We start from the raw sequence: 20,379 nt of genomic DNA on the forward strand, positions 1-20,379 counted from the left end.
ACCCTTAGCGTGACCCGTAGGGGCCTCAAGGGCCTCCATGTGTCCGTCACGGCGAAGGGACAATTCCATGCGGGTCGGAGTACTGACCGGAGGCGGTGACTGCCCCGGGCTCAACGCCGTCATCCGGGGCGTCGTCCGCAAGGGCGTGCAGGAGTACGGCTTTGACTTCACCGGGTTCAAGGACGGCTGGCGCGGCCCGCTGGAGGGCGACGCCGTCAAGCTGGACATCCCGACCGTGCGCGGCATCCTGCCGCGCGGCGGCACCATCCTCGGCTCCTCGCGCACCAACCCGCTGAAGGCCGAGGACGGGGTGCGCCGCATCAAGGAGAACCTGGCCAAGCACGAGATCGACGCGATGATCGCGATCGGCGGCGAGGACACCCTGGGCGTGGCGGCCCGGCTCAGCGACGAGTACGGCGTGAAGTGCGTCGGCGTACCGAAGACCATCGACAACGACCTCTCCGCGACGGACTACACCTTCGGCTTCGACACGGCCGTCGGCATCGCGACGGAGGCCATCGACCGCCTCCACACCACGGCCGAGTCGCACATGCGGGTCCTGGTCGTCGAGGTCATGGGCCGCCACGCGGGCTGGATCGCGCTCCACTCGGGCCTGGCGGGCGGCGCCAACGTCATCCTCATCCCCGAGCAGCGCTTCGACGTGGACCAGGTCTGCGGCTGGATCACCTCCCGCTTCAAGGCGTCGTACGCGCCGATCGTGGTGGTGGCGGAGGGCGCGATGCCCAAGGACGGCGACCTGGTCCTCAAGGACCAGACGCTCGACTCCTTCGGGCACGTCCGCCTCTCGGGTGTCGGGGAGTGGCTGGCCAAGGAGATCGAGAAGCGCACGGGCAAGGAGGCCAGGACGACGGTCCTGGGCCACGTCCAGCGCGGCGGCACCCCCAGCGCCTTCGACCGCTGGCTGGCGACGCGCTTCGGGCTGCACGCGATCGAGGCGGTACGGGACGGCGACTTCGGCAAGATGGTGGCGCTGCGGGGCACGGACATCGTCCGGGTGCCGATCGCGGAGGCGACGGCGCGGCTGAAGACGGTGGATCCGGCGTTGTACGCGGAGGCGGAAGTCTTCTTCGGCTGAGCCCCACCACCACCCGGCCCCCGGGCCCCCCAGACGAACGGGGCCCGGGGGCCGGAGGCCCGGGCTTTTCAGGGGCGCGGGGAACGGCGCGACCAACCCCCACCGACTCGCAGACGAACGGGGCCCGGGGGGCCGCAGGCCCGGGCCTCAGGGGCGCGGGGAACTGCGCGACCAGCCCCCACCGACCCGCAGACGAACGGGGCCCGGGGGGCCGCAGGCGCGGGCTTTTCAGGGGCGCGGGGAACGGCGCGACCAACCCCCACCGACCCGCAGACGAACGGGGCCCGGGGGGCCGCAGGCCCGGGCCTCAGGGGCGCGGGGAACTGCGCGACCAGCCCCCACCGACCCGCAGTCGAACGAGGGGGCCCGGGGCGCAGCCCCGCTCGGGGGCCGGGGGCCTGGCGGCCCCCGGGGAGCCACCCACCCCCACCCCCGGAGGGTCTAGGGAAGGGGCGGGGTGGGGGACTCACACCCGGACACCACCCCCCGTACCAGTTCCCCCACCACCCCCACCCCCCGCACCGTCAACACCGACTCCGGATGAAACTGCACCCCCGCGAACCCGGGCCCCCGCACGGCGTGCACCTCCCCCGTCACCACGTCCCGGCTGACCTCCACCCCCCGCCCGGCCAGCGCCACCGCCTCCCCCTCCCCGCACCGCGCCGTGAAGCTGTTGTAGAACCCGACCCGCTCCTCGCGGCCGAAGAGGTCGATCCGCAGCTGCGCCCCCTGGTGCGGCACCCGCTTGCGTACGATCGGCAGCCCCAGCTCCGCCGCGATCAGCTCGTGCCCCAGGCACACCCCGAGCACCCCGTGCCGGTGCGAGCGCAGCAGCTCCGCCGCCAGGGGGCGCAGGACGCGCATCTTCACATCGGACCCGTCCGAGGGATCCCCGGGGCCGGGGCCCAGGATCACCGGACCCCGATGACCGAGCACCCGCTCCCGCAGCCCCGTCGCGTCGTACCGCACCACCGACACCCCAAGCCCCGACGACCGCAGCAGATGCGCCAGCATCGCCGTGAACGTGTCCTCGCCGTCCACCACCAGCGCCTCGCCCGACGCCGCCACCGCCCGCTCCTGCATCCGCAGCCAGAACGGCGCCAGGTCCGCCCGCCGCGCGTCCAGCGCCGCCCGTACCCGGGGGTCGTCGCCCAGGACGAGGGGGCGCGGGGGAGCCGGCCGGCCCGGGCGCGCGCCCAGCGCCGCCAGCACCCCGGCCGCCTTCGCGTGCGTCTCCGCCACCTCGCCCGCCGGATCGGAGTGGCGCACCAGCGTCGCCCCGACCGGCACCCGCACCCGCCCGTCCGGCGCGATGTCGGCCGTACGGATCAGGATGGGCGAATCCAGCGTCTGGCCGCCGTTCGCGTCGCGGCCCAGCAGGGCGAGCGCGCCCGCGTAGTAGCCGCGCCCGCCCACCTCGTACCGCTCGATCACCCGGCACGCGTTCTGCACCGGCGACCCCGTCACCGTCGCCGCGAACATCGTCTCGCGCAGCACCTCGCGCGCGTCCAGCGAGCTGCGGCCGCGCAGCTCGTACTCGGTGTGCGCGAGATGGGCCATCTCCTTCAGCCGGGGCCCGACCACCACCCCGCCCCGGTCGCCCACCGTGCACATCATCTTGAGCTCCTCGTCGACGACCATGGAGAGCTCGTCGATCTCCTTCTCGTCGGAGAGGAAGGCGAGCAGGTCCTCCGCCGTCGGGCCGGTCGCCGGGTAGCGGTACGTCCCGCTGATCGGGTTCATCACCACCGTCCCGCCCGACATCCGCACATGCACCTCCGGGCTCGCCCCCACCAGCGTGCGCTCACCGGTGTGGACGACGAACGTCCAGTAGGCCCCCCGCTCGCCCGCCAGCAGCCGCCGGAACAGCGCCAGCGCGTCCGCCCGGCCGAAGCCCGGGATCTCGCCCGTGTAGGTGCGCCGGATCACGAAGTTCGCGCCCTCGCCCTGCCCGATCTCGTCCTCGATCACCCGCCGTACGATCCCGGCGTACTCCTCGTCCCCGACGTCGAAGCCCCCGCCCCCGACCCGCACCTCGTGCCGGGGCAACGCCTCCAGGACCTCGTCCAGCGGCAGTTCGTACGTCTCGTCGGCCTCCAGGACGGCCAGGGGGGTGCCGTCGTCCCGTACGTCGAAGCCGCGCTCGCGGATCTGCCGGAACGGGACCAGGGCTAGCGAGGGCCGGTCCCCGCACGGGATGTCGGCGAGCCGCTCCACCTCCCGTACGCCGCCGATCAGCAGCTCGACCACGTCGTGGTCGCGGCCGGGGGTGCGGCGGCGGATCAGGGCGAAGGGCGGGCAGTCGGCGTCGAGGAGTCTTTCCAGCAGCATGGAGTGTTCCTTCCGGGAGGGGGAGGAACGGCCGCGGGAAACAGAGAAGGCCGCCCCTCGGGGCGGCCTTCGCGTGGTCTGGAGTACGCGCGATCAGTGGGCCGCCGGATGAGCGGTCCACCACCAGTTCTGGTTCGAGTGCGCGAACATGCCCCGCACCCTAGCCGAAGATGCGCCGGATGCGCGAAGGGCCCGCCCCATCCAGTGGATGGAGCGGGCCCTCACCGACGAACCGATTCTGCTCAGACCAGCAGGCTTCAGACCAGCAGGTTGAACATCTGCCAGCCGCCGCCCACCTGGACGCGCGTGGCGAACGGCGCGCCGGTCGCGCTGCCCGTGCCCTTGTAGTACCAGAGCCCGCCCGACCCGTCCCGGGCCACCAGGTCCGGGATCCCGTCGCCGTTCAGGTCGCTCGGGCCGAGCAGGGCGTTGTAGCCCTGCCCGCCGCCGCCGACCTGGACGCGGGGGGCGTACGGGGCGGTCGGCGTGCCGGTGCCCTTGTAGAACCACAGCACGCCGGAGCCGTCCCGGGCGACCAGGTCGGCCTTGCCGTCGCGGTTGAGGTCGCCGGTGGAGACCATGGCGTTGTAGCCCTGCCAGCCGCCGCCTATCTTGACCCGCGCGGCGAACGGCGCCGCCGGGGTGCCGGTGCCCTGGTAGTACCAGAGCACGCCGGTGCCGTCGCGGGCGATCAGATCGGCCTTCCCGTCACCGTTCAGGTCGCGGGCCCCGGTCAGGAAGTTGTACGTCTGCCAGCCGCCGCCGACCTTGAGGCGGCTCTTGAACGGCGCGTTCGGGTTGCCGCTGCCCTGGTAGTACCAGAGCGTGCCGGTGCCGTCGCGGGCCACCATGTCTCCGGTGCCGTCCGCGCGCAGCGCGGTCATCGCGGAGACGGTGTTGTACCCCTGCCAGCCGCCGCCGACCTTGTACCGCCCGTAGAACGGCGTCGAGGCGCTGCCCGTGCCCTGGTACTGCCACAGCACGCCGGAGGAGTCCCGGCCGAGCAGGTTGTAGCGGGTGGTGCCGGTGTCGGGCGCGGCACTGGTGGCCTGCTCGACGTCGGTCGCCTTCACCCACGCGAGGCGGTGGTTGTACCGGATCGGGTAGAACGAGTTGGTCTTGCCCTGGACCAGGGTGCGGTCACCGGTCGCGGTGCCCGCGAACGTACCGGCGAACCAGTAGTCGCCGAGCTGCGCCGGGCCCGCCTGGGTGTAGGCCTGACCGGCCGGGATGGAGTACTTGGTCAGCGACGCCGAGTTGTTGGCCTGCACCGGGACGTTGGTCCCCGTGTACGCCGAGTCCTCCGGGTAGGCACGCCCGTACACCGGAATGGACGCGGCGCCCGCCTTCGGCTTCAGCACCGGCTGGCCGGTCTTGCCGACGGGCGCGGTGAAGGTGCCGCCGGGGTTGTAGAACCAGGCCTTCTGGCCGCCGTACCAGATGGCGGTCCAGTCGGTCTGCGCCTCGGCGACGACGTACTGGCCGCCGGCGACGACCTTGTTGCCCCAGTTCGGGCCCTCGCTCGCCGTCTGGGTGCCGAGGTACGGGTCGCTGAGCGGCGTACCGCTGGTGGACGGCGAGGTGTACAGGTAGCCGAAGTTCGCCGGCCGCGAGTACGTGGCGCCGCCGTACGTGACGGTGGGCTGGTTGGCCGTGGTGAACGGCGGGACCACCCGGACCAGCTGGCCGGCCTTGACCGGGCCGCCCGCTCCCTGGTCGCCGCTGGGCGCGCCGACCAGGTTCATGTAGTGGTTCCAGTCCCAGTACGGGCCCGGGTCCCAGTGCTGGGACTTCACGTTCGTGTCCAGCACACCCGGCACCTCGTCGTGGCCGACGATGTGCTCACGGTCGAGCGGGATCGAGAAACGATTCGCCAGGTACTTCACCAGCGCGGCCGAGGACTCGTACTGAGGCTCGGTGTACCACGTGGCGTTGTCCTTGATGGCATAGCCCTCGTGCTCGATGCCGATCGAGTGCATGTTCATCGTCTTGTTGGCCGCGTGCCAGGCCTCGTCCTTGGTCGCCACGAGCTGGGTGACCAGACCGTCGGAGGCGCGGACCATGTAGTGCGCGCTGGCGTACGACGTGGGGTCCTGGAAGGTCTTCAGCGACCCGTCGTAGCCGCCCTCGGTGTCGTGGATGACGAGGTAGCGGATGTCCTCGCCGTTCGAGGGGCGGTTCGACTCGTTGTAGTTGCCGAAGTCGTCCGGCGTGGAGCTGTTCTGCTTGTACGCGGCAGGCCGGAAGTCGCAGTTCAGCCCCGCCGGGCACTCCGGCGTCTGCGTCGTCGCCTCGAACGCCGCCAGCGACATCGTCGCCGGCTTGACCGGCTTCACCGACGGGTCGCCCGGCAGCGCCAGCTGCTGGCCGTCCGCGGTGACGCGGGCCTCGCCCGTGCGGATCGACTCGTACACCCGCTTCGCGAAGAGCGACGCGCCCTTGGTGTCCGGCGCCTGGCTGTAGCGGGCGACGGCCGCGTACCACTTGCCCGCGTCCTCGGGCAGCGAGCCCGTCGCGTCCTTCTGGTACTTCGCCAGCAGCGCCGCACCCGCGCGGACCGACTGGTTCTCGTCCTCGCGGACCTCGTCCACCGGCTTGTCGATCAGCTTGGCGGCCTCGTCCAGCGTGTGCAGCCGGGGGTCGCTCGTGTCGACGGCCTTGGGCGCCCGCTTCAGGGCGCGCTTGGCGTCGAAGTGCTTCATGACCGTCGGGTCGCCGCTCATGTTGAGGTGCGACAGGCGCTCGGCGTCCGTCGGCTGCTCGACGTCGTCCGCCGTCACCCGGGTCAGGCCCATGACGTTGTACGCGCCGGTCGTCGACGGCTGCCCGTCGTGGCTCTCCCACAGCGTCTGCCGGTACGAGACGGCCATCAGCACGCTCTGCGGGACGTGGAACTCGCGCGCGGCGTCGGCGAACCGGGCCTGGAGCGCGGCGCCCGGCGCGGACGGCTTGCCGTTCGCGGTCGCGGGGTCCGGTGAGGCCACCGCGAGCGTACCGATGGCCGCGGTCGCGACGACCGCCGTCCCCACCCCGTAAGCGATCAGCTTCTTCTTGCGGTCTCTGCGGTGACTCCGCTTCAACGCCCACCCCTGCATCGCTCTGTTGATTTCTGGACCAGTTCCGAAACGCGCAGAGGCTAGCAGGCGGGCGATCGGGTCCGGTCACCGGGCGGTCGTCCGCGTGTCTCACCAGGTGGGCAGGCGGGTGGACGGCTTGGCGGACCCCGTAAGGTTGTGGGGGTGACCGTGAACGTAAACACCTGGCGTGACCTTCCCGCGGCGCAGCAGCCCGAGTACCCCGATGCCGAGGCTCTGCGCGATGTGATCGCGGACCTCGAGTCGTATCCGCCGCTCGTCTTCGCGGGCGAGTGCGACCAGCTGCGCGCCCGGATGGGGGCCGTCGCCAAGGGCGAGGCGTTCCTGCTCCAGGGCGGCGACTGCGCCGAGGCGTTCGACGCCGTCTCGGCCGATCACATCCGAGCCAAGCTCAAGACGCTCCTCCAGATGAGCGCCGTGCTGACGTACGCGGCGTCCGTGCCCGTCGTCAAGGTCGGCCGGATCGCCGGGCAGTACTCGAAGCCGCGCTCCAAGGGCACCGAGACCCGCGACGGCGTGACCCTGCCGACCTACCGCGGTGACTCGGTCAACGGCTTCGACTTCACCGAGGCCGCCCGCATCCCGGACCCCGAGCGTCTGAAGCGGATGTACCACGCGTCCGCCTCCACGCTCAACCTGGTCCGCGCCTTCACCACCGGCGGCTACGCCGATCTGCGCCAGGTGCACGCCTGGAACCAGGACTTCGTCAAGCAGTCCCCGTCCGGCCAGCGCTACGAGCAGCTGGCCCGTGAGATCGACAACGCGCTGAACTTCATGAAGGCGTGCGGCACCGACCCGGCCGAGTTCAAGGCCGTCGAGTTCTACGCCTCGCACGAGGCGCTGCTGCTCGACTACGAGTCGGCGCTGACCCGGGTCGACTCGCGCACCGGCAAGCTCTACGACACCTCCGGCCACATGGTCTGGGTCGGCGAGCGCACCCGCCAGCTCGACCACGCGCACATCGAGTTCGCCTCCCGGATCAGCAACCCGATCGGGATCAAGCTCGGCCCCACGACCTCGGTCGACGAGGCGCTCACCTACGTGGACCGGCTCGACCCGGACCGCGAGCCGGGCCGGCTGACCTTCATCGTCCGCATGGGCGCCGACAAGGTCCGCGACAAGCTGCCCGAGCTGGTCGAGAAGGTCACCGCCTCCGGCGCGGTCGTCGCCTGGGTCACCGACCCGATGCACGGCAACACCTTCGAGGCGGCCTCCGGCCACAAGACGCGCCGCTTCGACGACGTGCTCGACGAGGTCAAGGGCTTCTTCGAGGTCCACAAGGGCCTGGGCACCCACCCGGGCGGCATCCACGTCGAGCTCACCGGTGACGACGTCACCGAGTGCGTGGGCGGCGGCGACGAGATCTTCGTCGACGACCTGCACCAGCGCTACGAGACGGCCTGCGACCCCCGCCTCAACCGCAGCCAGTCCCTGGACCTGGCCTTCCTGGTCGCCGAGATGTACCGCGACCAGTGAGCGGTGATCAGTAGGTAGCTTCGTACGAGCGGTGGGGCGTGGATCTGTGATCCGCGCCCCACCGGCGTATCCGGGGCTTTTCGTCCTCCCCGACTTTGGGTACGGTTAGGTAAGCCTCACCGAATAGGGGATGGCTCGCCCGACCGTCCTGCCAGGGAGGTGACCCGCGTGTACGTCTGCTCTTGCTTCGGCATCACCGACAAGCAGGTCGAGCAGCACGCGGCCGCCGGCGCCTGCACCCCGCGCCAGATCGCCTCGGCCACCAAGGCCGGCACGGACTGCGGATCGTGTGTGCGCACCATCCAGGGCCTCCTCGGCCGTGGCGCCTGCCCTCGCCGGGAACTGCTGGAGAAGGGCGAGGTCAGCGCGGTGCTCGCCAGCGACCAGGAGCTCGCCGAGGCCGCCTAGGGCCAGATTCGCCGGATAGGCCAGATCCACCGGGCGAGCCCTAGCCCTCCGGCTGCTCGATGAGCTGCGCGATGTACAGCGCCTCGCCGAGCTTCTCGACCAGTTCGAGCTGGGTGTCGAGGTAGTCGATGTGGTGCTCCTCGTCGGCCAGGATCGACTCGAAGATGTTCGCCGAGGTGATGTCGCCCTTGGCTCGCATGACCTCGATGCCGCGCTTGAGGCGGTCGATCGCCTCGACCTCCACCTGCCGGTCCGCCTCGAACATCTCGGTGACCGTCTGCCCGATCCGGACGTGGAAGAGCCGCTGGTAGTTGGGCAGCCCGTCCAGGAACAGGATCCGGTCGGTCAGTACCTCCGCGTGCTTCATCTCGTCGAACGACTCGTGACGCGTGTACTTGGCGAGCTTCGTCCAGCCGAAGTTCTCCTGCATCTTCGCGTGCAGGAAGTACTGGTTGATCGCGGTCAGCTCGGCGGTCAGCTGCTCGTTCAGGAACTCGATGACCTCGGGGTCGCCCTGCATCGCAGAGGCTCCTTCCACACGGGTGAGGGGCAGATTCGCGCGCATCCTCGCACCGCGCGCTGGGAGCGTCCAGTAAGTGCATGCTTAGTAGGAGTTGCCCGAATCGGGACGCTCCTGGTCATGACCACCCCTCGCCGTCTGTCACCATGGAGTCATGGGTCAGCCGGAACGCCCGGAGCAACGGGAAGCAGCGCAGTCGGAGCTTCCCCCCGGGCAGCGGCTCCAGCGTGGCTGGCCGGTCACCCACTACGGCCCGGTCCCCAGGTTCAAGCCCGAGCGGTGGGAGTTCCGCGTCTTCGGGGCGACCGCCGACGGCGACAAGCACTGCTGGAACCACGAGGAGTTCACCGCCCTGCCCTTCGCCACCGTCGTCGCGGATCTTCACTGTGTCACGAAGTTCTCGATGCTGGGGGCCGAATGGGGCGGAGTCCTCGCGCGTACGGTCGCCGAGCTCGCGCCGCCCGCGCCGGACGTCACGCACGTGATGGTCTGGGCCGAGTACGGCTTCAGCTCCAACCTGCGCCTCTCCGACTTCCTCTCGGACCGCACGGTCTTCGCCACCCACAAGGGCGGTGAGCTCCTCACCGCCGAGCACGGCTTCCCGGTACGGCTGGTCGTCCCGCATCTGTACGCCTGGAAGGGCCCGAAGTGGGTCCGCGGCATCGAGTACATGACGGCGGACCGGCGGGGCTTCTGGGAGGAGCGGGGCTACCACAACGTCGGTGACCCCTGGCGGGAGCAGCGCTACTCGTACCAGGAAGAGCCCGGGGACGGCCCCGAGCTCTGAGTCCTGGCGCCCTGCGGCTGCGTCAGTGGTGGTACTGGTGGACCACCGCGTGGCCCTTGCCGCGGCCGATCATCCACTTGTTGACCGGCGTGGTGATCACGAAGGCGAGCGCGAGCGAGACCGCGAGCGAGCCCCAGAACAGCGCCTGCGCGAGCGTCGCGTCCATGGCGGCCGGCCAGAGCGCGATCACTCCGTTGTCGATCAGTTCCATGACGGCGATGGAGAGGGTGTCCGCGGCGAGCGCGACCTTGAAGGCGGTACGGAAGTCGACGCCGGCCCGGGTGATGCCGCGCAGGGTGAGCGAGTAGCCGAAGAAGAAGGCCAGGACGATGGCCAGCACCATCGTCGGCATGTTGCCCCAGCCGAACGCGGTGCCCACGATCATCCCGAGCACTTCGCCGATGGCGCACCCGGTGAGGCAGTGCAGGGTGGCCTGGGCGGCCATGGACCAGCTGACCTTGCCGCCGCCGGGGGCGTGGTGGGCGTGGTGCGCGTGCGCGTCACCGTGCTGCTGGTGCTGCTGGTGCTCGTGGTGACCGGCGTGGTCGGCGTGCTCGTGGTGGCCGCCGTGCTCCGCGTGCTGGCCGTAGCTCTCGTGCTGGCCGTGCCCTTCGTGCGCGCCGTGCTCGTGGTGGCCGTGCTCGGTGTGCGTGTGCGCCTCGTGCTGCATGATCTCCCCCAACGCCGGATGACCGTTCCTGTCGATGACAAGAACGGTATACCCCCTAGGGGTATTCCTCAAGAGGGAAGATCAGCTGCGCAGCGACTTCAGCAGCGCGATGTCCGCCGCCTGTCCTTCCTTCCCGCCGGGCGTCTCGATGATCAGCGGTACGCCGTCGGTCGCCGGGTGCGCGAGCAGCTCGCGGAACGGTTCAGCGCCTATGTGACCGGCGCCGATGTTCATGTGCCGGTCCAGGTGCGAGCCCACGCCCTCCTTGGAGTCGTTGGCGTGGATGAGCTTCAGCCGCCCCTCGCCGACGGTCTCCACCAGCAGGTCCAGGGTCTGCTTCGCCCCGCCGGGCCCGGCCAGGTCGTGCCCGGCCGCGTGGATGTGGCAGGTGTCCAGGCAGACGCCGAGCCTGGGGTGGGCGTCCAGCGCCTCGAAGTACGGGCCGAAGTCCCAGGTCCGCGAGCACAGCGAGGCCCCCTGCCCGGCCGTCGACTCCAGCAGCAGGAACGGGTCGTCGTCGCGCGTCAGCTCGTCCAGGAGCGGCAGCAGCCGCTCCCGTACCTGCGCCAGCGCCTCGGCGCGCGGCCTGCCGCCGGTCGCGGAGCCGGTGTGCACGACCACGCCGAGCGCGCCGATCTCGCGGCCCCGGCGCAGCGAGTGCCGCAGCGACTGGACCGACCGCTCGGCGGTCGCCTCGGTGTGCGAGCCGAAGTTGATCAGATACGGGGCGTGGACGTACGCGGAGACGCCCCCGGCGGCGCACTCCGCGCGGAACTTCTCGTCCTGGGCCGGGTTGCCGGTGGGCGTCGCCCAGCCGCGCGGGTTGGCGACGAAGACCTGCACGGTCTCGGCGCCGATGTCGCGCGCGTAGGCGAGGCCGGTCGTGGCGAGGCCGCCGGCCACGGGGACGTGGCCGCCGATGGGGTTGCGCATGGGGTGGATCAGAGTCCCTTGGTCTTGATGGTGATGGTGGAGCCTTCCGGCGCCTGGTCGCCGGCCTTCACGGACTGGCTGGCGATCTCGTCGCTGAGGAACGGGAAACCGTGATCGACCTTGACCTTGAAACCGGCCTTCTCCAGGTCCTTCTGGGCGTCGTCGGCCTTCTCGCCGGTCACCTTGGGCACGGTGATCATCCGCGGGCCCTTGGAGACGGTGAGCGTGACCGTGTCGCCCTTGGCGAGGCGCGAGCCCTCGGCCGCGGACTGGGCGGCGATGCTGCCCGCCTCCTGCGGCGAGTTGACCTGCTCAGACGCGATCTGCACCTCCAGGCCCTCGTCCTTCAGGGCCGAGGTGGCGTCCTCCACCGAGTCCCCGACGACCCCGGGGACCTCGACCGGGGCGCCCTTGCTGACGACGAGGGCGACCGCGGTGTCCGCGCGGCGCGGGGCGCCCGCGGCCGGGTCGGTGCTGATGACCGAGCCCTGGTCGGTGTCCTCGTTGAACTCCTCGGTGACCGCGCCCGGCGTCAGCCCGGCATCGGCCAGCGCCTTCTTGGCGTCGTCCAGCGGCTTGCCGCCCACGTCCGGGACCTTGACCATCTCCGGGCCGCTGGAGACCACGACGGTCACCGAGGCGTTGCCGCGCACGCGCGCGCCCGTCTCCGGGTCCGTCTGGATCACGGTGCCGCGCTTGACGGTGTCGCTGTAGCGTCGCTCGACCTTCTTCACCGACAGGCCCGCGTCCGTGAGCCGCTTCTTGGCGGCGCTCTCGCTCTGCCCGATGACGGCGGGGACGTGCGTGAACTGGCCGGAGTTGATGTACCAGACCCCGGCGCCGACCCCCAGCACCAGCAGGACGGCCGCGACGACGGCGATCAGGCCGCGCCGCCCGTTCAGGACGAGGCGGGGCCGTCCGGCACGCGCGCGTGCCGGGGCCGGCGCGGGCGGCGGCAGGGTGAGCCGGCTGGTGCGGTTGACCGGGTCCTGCTCGGCCGGGAGCGGGGCGGCGGCCGCCGTGGGCACGGCGCCCCGGGGCGGCGTCGCCACCGCGCGCGGTATGACGCTCGTACGGTCCTCGGAGCCGGAGGTCCCGGCCGCGGGCGTGGCCTGGGGGGGCACCGCGTCCAGCTGTTCGTCGCTGAGCGCGGCACGGGCCTCGCGGGTCTGCGCGAGCAGGCCCACCGCGTCGTACGGCCGGGCGTCGGGGGTACGGGCGGTGGCCGAGGCCACCAGCTCGTCCAGCTCGACGGCGAGGCCGGGCACGGCGGCGGAGGGCGCGGGCACGCCCTCGTGGAGGTGGGCGTAGAGGATCTGGGCGGCGTTCTCCCCCGAGTGCGGCTTGGCGCCGGTCAGCATCTCGTAGAGCACCACACCGCACGCGTAGACGTCCGCGCGGGTGTCGGCGGTGCCCTGCTCGATCTGCTCGGGGGCGAGGTACGAGACGGTGCCGAGGACGCTGCCAGTGGTGCTGGTGACCGCGTCCACCGCCCGGACCAGGCCGAAGTCGGCGACCTTGACCCGGCCGTCGTCCCCTATCAGCACGTTCTCCGGCTTCATGTCCCGGTGGACGAAACCGGCGCGGTGCGCCGCGCCGAGGGCGGCCAGGACCGGCTCCAGGATGTCGAGCGCGGCCCGGGGCTGGAGGGCGCCGCGCTCGCGCAGCACGTCGCGCAGGGTGCAGCCCGCCACGTACTCCATCGCCAGGTAGACGTACCCGCCGTCGGTGCCCTGGTCGAACACGCCGACCACATTGGGGTGGGCGAGCCGGGCGACGGACTTGGCTTCGCGGATGAACCGCTCCACGAACGAGCCGTCGGCGGCGAGCGCCGGGTGCATCACCTTGAGGGCGAGCACCCGGTCGAGGCGGGTGTCGACGGCCCGGTAGACCGTGGCCATACCGCCGACGGCGATGCGCGCCTCGACGCGGTAGCGGCCGTCGAGCACCTGCCCGACGAGGGGGTCCTGAAGGGTCGTATCCACGCAGGAGAGTCTACGAGCGGTCACCGACAGCCCTCCCGCCCCGGGTGATCCCGGGGCGGGACTGAAGCCGAGCTGTGACGGACGCGGTGGCGTGGGCCCGGTCTTGGTCGCTTTTCGGCTGCGGGCCGGTGGGGGCTTGTCGCGCAGTTCCCCGCGCCCCTGACCCCGTAGGGGCGCGGGGCTGTGACATGTGCGGCTCCGCCGCGTGGGCGCGACCAGCCCCGCTGCCCCGCAAGTGCGCGCTCAGAAGGCCGGGCGCTCCGGGTCCAGTGCGGCGCGGCCCTCCACGGGGGAGGACGCCTGGGCGAAGTGGCGGCGGGGGATGCGGCCCGCCCGGTACGCCAGGCGGCCCGCCTCCACCGCGTACCGCATCGCCTCCGCCATCAGGGCCGGCTCCTGCGCGCGCGTGACGGCCGACGCGAGCATCACCGCCGAGCACCCCAGCTCCATCGCGAGCGCCGCGTCGGAGGCGGTGCCCGCGCCGGCGTCGAGGATGACCGGGACGGTGACCCGATCCACGATCAGCTCGAAGTTGTGCGGGTTGCGGATGCCGAGCCCGGAGCCGATGGGGGAGCCGAGCGGCATGATCGCCGCGCACCCCACGTCCTCCAGCTTCCGGGCGAGCACCGGGTCGTCGTTGGTGTACGGCAGCACCGTGAAACCGTCGTCGACCAGCACCTCCGCCGCGTCCAGGAGCTCGACGGGGTCGGGCAGCAGGGTCCGCTCGTCGGCGACCACCTCCAGCTTGACCCAGTCCGTGCCGAGCGCCTCGCGCGCGAGGCGGGCGGTCAGCACGGCCTCCCCGGCGGTGAAGCAGCCCGCCGTGTTCGGCAGCACGCTGATGTTCAGCTTCTCCAGGACGGACAGGACCGAGCCCTGCACGGTCGGGTCGAGGCGGCGCATCGCGACGGTCGTGAGCTCGGTGCCGGAGGCGGCGAGCGAGCGCTCCAGGACGTCGAGGCTCGGCGCCCCGCCGGTGCCCATGATCAGCCGCGAGGTGAAGGTCGTACCGCCGAGGGTGAACAGGTCGTCGGCCATGGTTCAGCCCCCCTGGACGGCGGTCAGGACCTCGACGCGGTCGCCCGCGCCGAGCGTGGTCGCGGCCCACTGGCCGCGCGGGACCACCGTCTCGTTGACGGCGGCGGCGACCCCGGCGGGCGCGGGCGCCAGAGTGGCGACGAGGACGTCGAGGGTGGTGCCGGGGGCGAGGTCGCGCGCCTCCCCGTTGACGTGGACGGAGACGGTCGTCGAGGAGACGGTCATACGGTCAGGGGAGACGGTCATACGGTCAGCTCCTGCGGTACGGACTCCGCCGGGGCGGAGGTGAAGCGGCGGGGGGTGAAGGGGCGCGCCTCGTCGGGCAGTTCGCCGGTGGCCAGCGCGTGCGCCAGCGCGTCGCCGGTGACGGGGGTGAGCAGCACCCCGTTGCGGTAGTGGCCGGTGGCCAGGTGCAGGCCGGGCAGGGCGGTCGGGCCGAGCAGCGGTGCGTTGTCGGGGGAGCCGGGGCGCAGCCCGGCGCGGGTCTCGGTCAGCGGCAGTTCGGTGATGCCGGGCACCAGTTCGTGCGCGTCGCGCAGCAGCTCGTAGACGCCGCCCGCGGTGACCGTGGTGTCCCAGCCCAGTTCCTCGCTGGTGGCGCCGACGACGAGTTCGCCGTCCGCGCGCGGCACCAGGTAGACGTGGCTGCCGCGGACCACCGCGCGGACGGTGCGGGACAGGAACGGCGCGTACGCGGGCGGCACGGTCAGCCGCAGCACCTGGCCCTTGACCGGGCGCACCGGCGGCCGCAGCTCGTCCGGGACCCCGGCGAGCCAGCCGCTGAGGCTGCCGCCCGCGAGGACGACCTGGTCGGCGGTGAGCTCGGTGCCGTCGGCCAGGACGGCCCCGGTGGCCCGCTCGCGCACCACCGAGAGCCGCTCGGCCCAGCCGCGGTGGAAGACCACCCCGGCCCGCTCGCACGCCGTCAGCAGGGCTCTGGTGAGGCGGCGCGGGTCGATCTGGTGGTCGCCGTCGACCCGCAGACCGCCGCGCACCCCGGGTGCCAGCATCGGCTCCAGGCGGCGGCACTCGCGCCCGGTGAGCCACTGGGAGTCGAGCCCCGAGCGCTGCTGGAGGGCGTGCAGGTCGCGCAGATGGGCGCGGTCGTCGGCGTCCAGGGCGACCGCCAGCGTGCCGCAGGCGCGGTAGCCGGTGCCGAGGCCGCTCGCCTGCTCCAGCTCGGCCACGAAGTCCGGGTAGCGCCGGGCGGAGGCCAGGTTGAGGCCGAGGAGGGTCTCCTCGCCGTAGTGGAGTTCGGTGACGGCGGCGAGCATGCCCGCCGCGACCTGGGCGGCGCCGCCGCCGGGTTCGGGGTCGGCGAGCGCGGTGCGCAAGCCCCGCTGCGCCGCCCGCCAGGCTGTGACGAGGCCGATGATGCCGCCCCCCACCACCAGTACGTCCGACCCGTGGGGAATTACCCCGTTTCGGGATGAATGCATGGGCGTCCAGCCCCTCCCTTCGCCGGCATGACCCGGATCAGGTTCGTACGGTCGGAGGCCGCTGCAGCCTCCCTCTCAGCCCGGTGCGTCCGGGCTCCCGCGAGTGCTTGTACGTGCGTCAGGCTAACGCCTGACCAGATTCCTGACGAACTGTCAGGTGTCTAAGGTGATCGGGTGAGCGAAAACCAGACGCATTCGGAACAGCGGCACGTGGTGGTCGTCGGCGCGGGCATGGCCGGGGTCCAGACCGCGGTGGCCCTGCGCGAACAGGGCTTCCCGGGCCGGATCACCCTCATCGGCGCCGAGCCCCACCAGCCGTACGACCGCCCCCCGCTCTCCAAGGCGGTGCTGCTCGGCAAGGCCGAGGGCTCGGCCTTCGAGGTGGACTTCGAAGGCCTGGGCGTCGACCTGCGCCTGGGCGAGACCGTCACGGACCTACGCGCGCGTGAGCACGAGATCGACACCGCGTCCGGGCCCGTCCCGTACGACGCGCTGGTCATCGCCTCCGGCGCCGAGCCGATCACCCTGCCCGGCATCGAGGACATGCCCGACGTCCATCTGCTGCGCACCCTGGAGGACGCCGGGCGGCTGCGCGCGGTCCTGAGCGCCCAGCGCCGCGTCGTGGTCGTCGGGGCGGGCTGGATCGGGGCCGAGTTCGCCACGGCCGCGCGCGAGGCGGGCTGCGCGGTCACCGTCGTGGAGGCCGCCGACCGGCCGCTGGCGGGCGCGCTGCCCGCCGAGGTCACCGAGCCGATGGCCGGCTGGTACGCGGAGAGCGGCGCCGAACTGCTCACCCACGCGCGCGTGGCGGCCGTCGAGCCGGGAGCCGTCGTCCTGGCCGACGGCCGCCGCCTCCCGGCCGACGCGGTCGTCGTGGGCATCGGCGCCCGGCCCACCACGGACTGGCTGGCGGGCACCGGCATCGAGCGGGGCGCGGAGGGCGCGGTCACGGCGGACGACCGGCTGCGCACCTCGCTGCCGGACGTCTACGCCGTCGGGGACTGCGCCTCCTTCCCTTCGGGAAGGTACGGAGAGCGGCTGCTCATCCACCACTGGGACAACGCGCTGCAGGGGCCGCGCACGGTGGCGGCGGACATCGTGGGCGAGGCGGTGCGGCCGTACGACCCGGTGCCGTACTTCTGGTCCGAGCAGTTCGGCAGGTTCGTGCAGTACGCGGGCCACCACGGCGGCGCCGACCGGCTGTTGTGGCGTGGCGACCCGGCGGGCGCCGCCTGGTCGGTCTGCTGGCTGCGCGACGGCGTGCTCGTCGCCCTCCTGGCCGTCGGCCGACCGCGCGATCTGGCGCAGGGCCGCAAGCTCATCGAAGCAGGTGCGAGGCTGGATCCGGTGCGCGCCGCCGACCCGTCCGTCCCCCTCAAGGCGGCAGTCGGCTGAGCTCCGGCTACCGAGTGTCAGTCCGGGATGGCACGCTTGTCCCGTGACCGAGATTGACGCGAAAACCGATGCACTCGTCCCCGCCTGGCTCCACCTTCCCGACATCGCGGAAATGCTCGATGTCGAGGTGACGCGGGTGCGGCAGCTGGTCAAGGAGGGCCAGCTCATCGCCGTACGCCGCGGTGAGAACCGGACGCTGCAGGTGCCCGCCGCCTTCATCGACGGCGACAAGGTCGTGAAGGGCCTCAGCGGCACCCTCACGCTCCTGCGGGACGACGGCTACTCCGACGAGGAGATGCTGGAGTGGCTCTTCACCCCCGACCCGACCCTGCCCGGCACCCCCGCGCAGGCGCTGAGCGAGAATCGCGGCACGGAGGTGAAGCGCCGCGCCCAGGCGCTCGCCGTCTGACCTGATCGCCTACAGGTGGGGCGCGGACCGCGACGCCGGTCCGCGCCCGCACCGGACACAACGGGGGACTTCATGCCCACGGCCCGCGAGCGGCTCGCCGACGCCCGGCTCTACCTCTGCACGGACGCGCGCAGGCGCCAGGGCGATCTGTCCGCGTTCCTGGACGCGGTGCTGTCCTCGGGTGTGGACATCGTCCAGCTGCGGGACAAGGGCATGGAGGCCGCCGAGGAGCTGGAGCACCTGGCCGTCCTCGCCGACGCCTGCCGGCGCCACGGCAAGCTGCTCGCGGTCAACGACCGGGCCGACGTGGCCCACGCCGCGGGCGCCGACGTGCTGCACCTGGGCCAGGGCGACCTGCCGGTCCCGGCCGCCCGGGCGATCCTGGGCGACGAGGTCCTGATCGGCCGCTCCACGCACGCCGACGCGGAGGCCTTCGCGGCCGCCGTCGAACCGGGCGTGGACTACTTCTGCACGGGACCCTGCTGGCCCACCCCCACCAAGCCGGGCCGCCACGCCCCGGGCCTCGACCTGGTGCGCTACACGGCCTCGCTCGGCCCCGGGCGCCCCTGGTTCGCCATCGGCGGCATCGACGCGGCCAACCTCGACGAGGTCCTGGACGCGGGCGCCGAGCGGATCGTGGTGGTCCGCGCCATCACCGAGGCGGACGACCCCGCGGAGGTGACGGCGAACCTGGCGAAGCGTGTTCGTGAACGCCTGGTGGCTTGCTAGAGGCCTTCTGTCCGAGGGGTGGACAAGAGTCGGTCAATATGGACAATTTACCCCGCGCTTGTTGGGGGACCGCCAAGGCCTGGCTAACCTGCGAGTATGGCCCTTGGCACTGCTTCCACCAGGACACATCGCGCGCGCACCGTGCGCGAGATGCTCGCGACCGGTGAGACGACGTATTCGTTCGAGTTCTGGGCGCCCAAGACCGAGAAGGGCGAGCGCAACCTCTGGAACGCGCTGCGCCGCGTGGAGGCGGTGGCTCCGAGCTTCGTCTCCGTGACCTACGGCGCGGGCGGCTCCACCCGCTCCGGCACGGTCAAGGCCACCGAGCAGATCGCCGCCGACTCCACCCTGACCCCGGTCGCGCACCTCACGGCGGTCGGCCACTCGGTGGCGGAGCTGCGCAACATGGTCGGGCAGTACGCGGACGCCGACATCCGCAACATCCTCGCCGTGCGCGGCGACCCGCCCGGCGACCCGATGGGCGACTGGGTCAAGCACCCCGAGGGCGTCACCTACGCGGCCGACCTGGTCCGGCTCATCAAGGAGTCCGGCGACTTCTGTGTCGGCGTCGCCGCCTTCCCGGAGATGCACCCGCGCTCCAGCGAATGGGACAGCGACGTACGGCACTTCGTCGACAAGTGCCGGGCCGGCGCGGATTACGCGATCACCCAGATGTTCTTCAGACCGGAGAGCTATCTGCGGCTGCGCGACAAGGTGGCCGAGGCGGGCTGCGAGACCCCGATCATCCCCGAGGTCATGCCGGTGACCAGCGTGAAGCAGCTGGAGAGGCTGCCCCAGCTCAGCAACGCCGAGTTCCCGCCCGAGCTGAAAGAGCGGATCCTCGCCGTCAAGGACGATCCGGCCGCTGTACGCTCCATTGGCATCGAGTTCGCCACGGAGTTCTGCGCGCGGCTGCTCGCCGATGGCGTACCCGGGTTGCACTTCATTACCCTCAACAACTCCACGGCGACACTCGAGATCTACGAGAATCTGGGGCTGCACCAGCAGCCCTGATCAGTCGCATATGGCGTACTGGCCGGCCGTCCCGCCAAGGGGGCGGCGGCCTTGGGAGAGGGGCGTACATGGGCTGGGCGGTCCTCTACATCGCGTTCGGCATCGTCGCGCTCTGGCTGCTCGGCGAGGTGCTCCTGCAGTACAAGGCCCGGCTGCGCTGGCGGCTGCTGGCCTTCACCGGCTTCATGGGCGTGGTCCTCGGCGTCCTCCTGCCGTCGGTGTTCGTGATCATCCTGGGCGCGCTCGCCTTCGCGGTCGGCCAGACCTACGTCACGCTCTCCTTCCGCCGGGGCTTCTCGACGGGCTGGGCGGTCGGCGGCAGGCCGGGCGCCAGCCGCCGTCGCCGCTCGGGCGCGGCGGCCCCGCTCCAGGACCCGGTGCTCCAGGTCTCCGACTTCCAGTACGAGGCCGACGCCGAGGCCCCGCAGGGCGCCGCGACGGACGAAGCCGACGCCGCGGGCCCCGGGCGCGAGTCCGTGTACGAGCCGCAGCCGCTGCCCGACGACACCGGCCAGTACGGCGTCTACAGCGAGGCCGCCCACGCCGGAGCCCAGCAGCAGTACGGCGCGTACGACGCCGGACAGCAGCAGTACTCCGACCCGTACGCGGGCCAGTACGGCTACGGCACGGACACCGGGCAGCAGCAGTACGCCGCCTACTCCGACCCGTACATCGGCAGCGGCACCACCCAGGGCTACGGCACCTACGACAGCTATGCCGCCCCCCAGCAGGCCTACGCCGACCCCTACGCCCAGCAGTACGGCATGGACACCCCGCCCGGCGGCGTCTGGGTGCCGCAGCAGCGCGACACCGAGTCCCAGCCGTACGGCGAGGAGCAGCACGCGCCGTACCCGCACGGCGGCGAGTACGGCAACGGGACGGGCGGCGGCACCGGATCCGGTTACCTCAACGAGCAGCAGCCGTACCACTATTGAGTGGTAGTCGGACATCGAGTGGCGGCGCCGCTCAGTACGCCGATGAGCTTGCCGAGGTGGTCCGGCCCCCGGTAGTCCGCCAGCCACGGGCTGCCGCTGGTGCCGGTCCAGAACCCGGC

The 20,379-nt window shown here is 72.0% G+C and carries 19 protein-coding genes and 1 riboswitch; of the genes, 9 read left to right on the top strand and 10 right to left on the bottom strand.

From position 1 onward, the window contains the following. The first annotated feature begins 67 nt into the window (after positions 1–67). Positions 68–1,096: a 6-phosphofructokinase gene (locus AB0G17_RS35390; RefSeq protein ID WP_361391731.1), complete on the top strand. Its 1,029-nt coding sequence runs from the start codon at positions 68–70 to the stop codon at positions 1,094–1,096. A 441-nt stretch (positions 1,097–1,537) separates the two neighbouring features. Here AB0G17_RS35390 and AB0G17_RS35395 read toward each other — a convergent pair whose 3' ends face one another. From AB0G17_RS35395 to AB0G17_RS35405, 3 genes are all read right to left on the bottom strand, one after another. After that, entirely contained in the window at positions 1,538–3,427 is a 1,890-nt protein-coding gene (locus tag AB0G17_RS35395) for an anthranilate synthase family protein (RefSeq protein WP_361391734.1), read from the bottom strand. A gap of 93 nt (positions 3,428–3,520) precedes the next feature. Further along, positions 3,521–3,628 carry a trp operon leader peptide gene (locus AB0G17_RS35400; protein WP_190088739.1) on the bottom strand — a complete coding sequence of 36 codons (108 nt, stop codon included), beginning with the start codon at positions 3,626–3,628 and terminating at the stop codon, positions 3,521–3,523. Positions 3,629–3,684: 56 nt separating this feature from the next. After that, positions 3,685–6,507, bottom strand: coding sequence for an N-acetylmuramoyl-L-alanine amidase (locus AB0G17_RS35405; RefSeq protein ID WP_361391737.1), 2,823 nt, complete (start codon positions 6,505–6,507; stop codon positions 3,685–3,687). A gap of 159 nt (positions 6,508–6,666) precedes the next feature. Here AB0G17_RS35405 and AB0G17_RS35410 point away from each other — a divergent pair, with 159 nt between their 5' ends. Then, positions 6,667–7,998, top strand: a complete 1,332-nt coding sequence (locus tag AB0G17_RS35410) for a class II 3-deoxy-7-phosphoheptulonate synthase (protein ID WP_361391740.1) — start codon at positions 6,667–6,669, stop codon at positions 7,996–7,998. Positions 7,999–8,157: 159 nt separating this feature from the next. After that, the gene (locus tag AB0G17_RS35415) at positions 8,158–8,406 is read left to right on the top strand and encodes a (2Fe-2S)-binding protein (RefSeq protein WP_361391743.1); all 249 of its coding nucleotides are present in this window, start codon (positions 8,158–8,160) and stop codon (positions 8,404–8,406) included. Between the two features lie 40 nt (positions 8,407–8,446). Here AB0G17_RS35415 and bfr read toward each other — a convergent pair whose 3' ends face one another. Continuing rightward, positions 8,447–8,926, bottom strand: coding sequence for a bacterioferritin (bfr, locus tag AB0G17_RS35420; RefSeq protein ID WP_361391746.1), 480 nt, complete (start codon positions 8,924–8,926; stop codon positions 8,447–8,449). Between the two features lie 154 nt (positions 8,927–9,080). On the opposite strand from bfr, the gene AB0G17_RS35425 reads away from it, so the two are divergent. Further along, on the top strand, positions 9,081–9,713 hold the full coding sequence (locus tag AB0G17_RS35425) for a sulfite oxidase-like oxidoreductase (protein ID WP_361391749.1): 633 nt from the start codon (positions 9,081–9,083) through the stop codon (positions 9,711–9,713). Positions 9,714–9,735: 22 nt separating this feature from the next. Here the strand turns inward: AB0G17_RS35425 and AB0G17_RS35430 are convergent, their stop codons facing one another. The 6 genes from AB0G17_RS35430 to thiO all read right to left on the bottom strand — a co-directional run bounded on the left by AB0G17_RS35430 (position 9,736) and on the right by thiO (position 15,778). Then, positions 9,736–10,383 carry a DUF4396 domain-containing protein gene (locus AB0G17_RS35430; protein WP_361391752.1) on the bottom strand — a complete coding sequence of 216 codons (648 nt, stop codon included), beginning with the start codon at positions 10,381–10,383 and terminating at the stop codon, positions 9,736–9,738. A gap of 81 nt (positions 10,384–10,464) precedes the next feature. Next, the gene (locus AB0G17_RS35435; RefSeq protein WP_361391755.1) at positions 10,465–11,316 is read right to left on the bottom strand and encodes a deoxyribonuclease IV; all 852 of its coding nucleotides are present in this window, start codon (positions 11,314–11,316) and stop codon (positions 10,465–10,467) included. 8 nt (positions 11,317–11,324) lie between these two features. Beyond that, a complete protein-coding gene (pknB, locus tag AB0G17_RS35440) occupies positions 11,325–13,301 on the bottom strand; it encodes a Stk1 family PASTA domain-containing Ser/Thr kinase (RefSeq protein ID WP_361391758.1) in 1,977 nt (658 codons plus the stop codon). A 243-nt stretch (positions 13,302–13,544) separates the two neighbouring features. Then, positions 13,545–14,339: a thiazole synthase gene (locus tag AB0G17_RS35445; protein WP_361391761.1), complete on the bottom strand. Its 795-nt coding sequence runs from the start codon at positions 14,337–14,339 to the stop codon at positions 13,545–13,547. A 3-nt stretch (positions 14,340–14,342) separates the two neighbouring features. Next, on the bottom strand, positions 14,343–14,585 hold the full coding sequence (thiS, locus tag AB0G17_RS35450) for a sulfur carrier protein ThiS (protein WP_361391764.1): 243 nt from the start codon (positions 14,583–14,585) through the stop codon (positions 14,343–14,345). After that, positions 14,582–15,778, bottom strand: coding sequence for a glycine oxidase ThiO (gene thiO, locus AB0G17_RS35455; protein ID WP_361391767.1), 1,197 nt, complete (start codon positions 15,776–15,778; stop codon positions 14,582–14,584). The genes thiS and thiO overlap by 4 nt, the downstream gene beginning before the upstream one ends. After that, positions 15,776–15,889, bottom strand: a riboswitch (TPP riboswitch). It overlaps the preceding gene by 3 nt. 63 nt (positions 15,890–15,952) lie before the next feature. Here thiO and AB0G17_RS35460 point away from each other — a divergent pair. The 5 genes from AB0G17_RS35460 to AB0G17_RS35480 all read left to right on the top strand — a co-directional run bounded on the left by AB0G17_RS35460 (position 15,953) and on the right by AB0G17_RS35480 (position 20,260). After that, entirely contained in the window at positions 15,953–17,173 is a 1,221-nt protein-coding gene (locus tag AB0G17_RS35460; protein WP_361391770.1) for an FAD-dependent oxidoreductase, read from the top strand. Between the two features lie 43 nt (positions 17,174–17,216). Next, on the top strand, positions 17,217–17,582 hold the full coding sequence (locus AB0G17_RS35465) for an Rv2175c family DNA-binding protein (RefSeq protein WP_361391773.1): 366 nt from the start codon (positions 17,217–17,219) through the stop codon (positions 17,580–17,582). Between the two features lie 72 nt (positions 17,583–17,654). After that, positions 17,655–18,311 (top strand): thiamine phosphate synthase, encoded by a 657-nt coding sequence (gene thiE, locus AB0G17_RS35470; protein ID WP_361391776.1) that lies wholly within the window; start codon positions 17,655–17,657, stop codon positions 18,309–18,311. A gap of 96 nt (positions 18,312–18,407) precedes the next feature. After that, complete coding sequence (metF, locus tag AB0G17_RS35475; protein ID WP_361391779.1) at positions 18,408–19,325, top strand: methylenetetrahydrofolate reductase [NAD(P)H]; 918 nt, start codon at positions 18,408–18,410, stop codon at positions 19,323–19,325. Positions 19,326–19,393: 68 nt separating this feature from the next. Beyond that, a complete protein-coding gene (locus tag AB0G17_RS35480) occupies positions 19,394–20,260 on the top strand; it encodes a hypothetical protein (RefSeq protein ID WP_361391782.1) in 867 nt (288 codons plus the stop codon). Positions 20,261–20,379 lie beyond the last annotated feature (119 nt).

Origin of the sequence: Streptomyces sp. NPDC023838, assembly GCF_040639555.1 — a bacterium.
In the GTDB taxonomy this organism is placed as follows: Bacteria; Actinomycetota; Actinomycetes; order Streptomycetales; family Streptomycetaceae; genus Streptomyces.

Excerpts from the sequence above, each read along its gene's own strand:
- AB0G17_RS35390 (WP_361391731.1), top strand. The coding sequence starts at position 68 with ATGCGGGTCGGAGTACTGACCGGAGGCGGTGACTGCCCCGGGCTCAAC.
- AB0G17_RS35395 (WP_361391734.1), bottom strand. The coding sequence starts at position 3,427 with ATGCTGCTGGAAAGACTCCTCGACGCCGACTGCCCGCCCTTCGCCCTG.
- AB0G17_RS35400 (WP_190088739.1), bottom strand. The coding sequence starts at position 3,628 with ATGGGGCGGGCCCTTCGCGCATCCGGCGCATCTTCGGCTAGGGTGCGG.
- bfr (WP_361391746.1), bottom strand. The coding sequence starts at position 8,926 with ATGCAGGGCGACCCCGAGGTCATCGAGTTCCTGAACGAGCAGCTGACC.
- AB0G17_RS35425 (WP_361391749.1), top strand. The coding sequence starts at position 9,081 with ATGGGTCAGCCGGAACGCCCGGAGCAACGGGAAGCAGCGCAGTCGGAG.
- AB0G17_RS35430 (WP_361391752.1), bottom strand. The coding sequence starts at position 10,383 with ATGCAGCACGAGGCGCACACGCACACCGAGCACGGCCACCACGAGCAC.
- AB0G17_RS35435 (WP_361391755.1), bottom strand. The coding sequence starts at position 11,316 with ATGCGCAACCCCATCGGCGGCCACGTCCCCGTGGCCGGCGGCCTCGCC.
- AB0G17_RS35445 (WP_361391761.1), bottom strand. The coding sequence starts at position 14,339 with ATGGCCGACGACCTGTTCACCCTCGGCGGTACGACCTTCACCTCGCGG.
- thiS (WP_361391764.1), bottom strand. The coding sequence starts at position 14,585 with ATGACCGTCTCCCCTGACCGTATGACCGTCTCCTCGACGACCGTCTCC.
- thiO (WP_361391767.1), bottom strand. The coding sequence starts at position 15,778 with ATGCATTCATCCCGAAACGGGGTAATTCCCCACGGGTCGGACGTACTG.
- thiE (WP_361391776.1), top strand. The coding sequence starts at position 17,655 with ATGCCCACGGCCCGCGAGCGGCTCGCCGACGCCCGGCTCTACCTCTGC.
- metF (WP_361391779.1), top strand. The coding sequence starts at position 18,408 with ATGGCCCTTGGCACTGCTTCCACCAGGACACATCGCGCGCGCACCGTG.
- AB0G17_RS35480 (WP_361391782.1), top strand. The coding sequence starts at position 19,394 with ATGGGCTGGGCGGTCCTCTACATCGCGTTCGGCATCGTCGCGCTCTGG.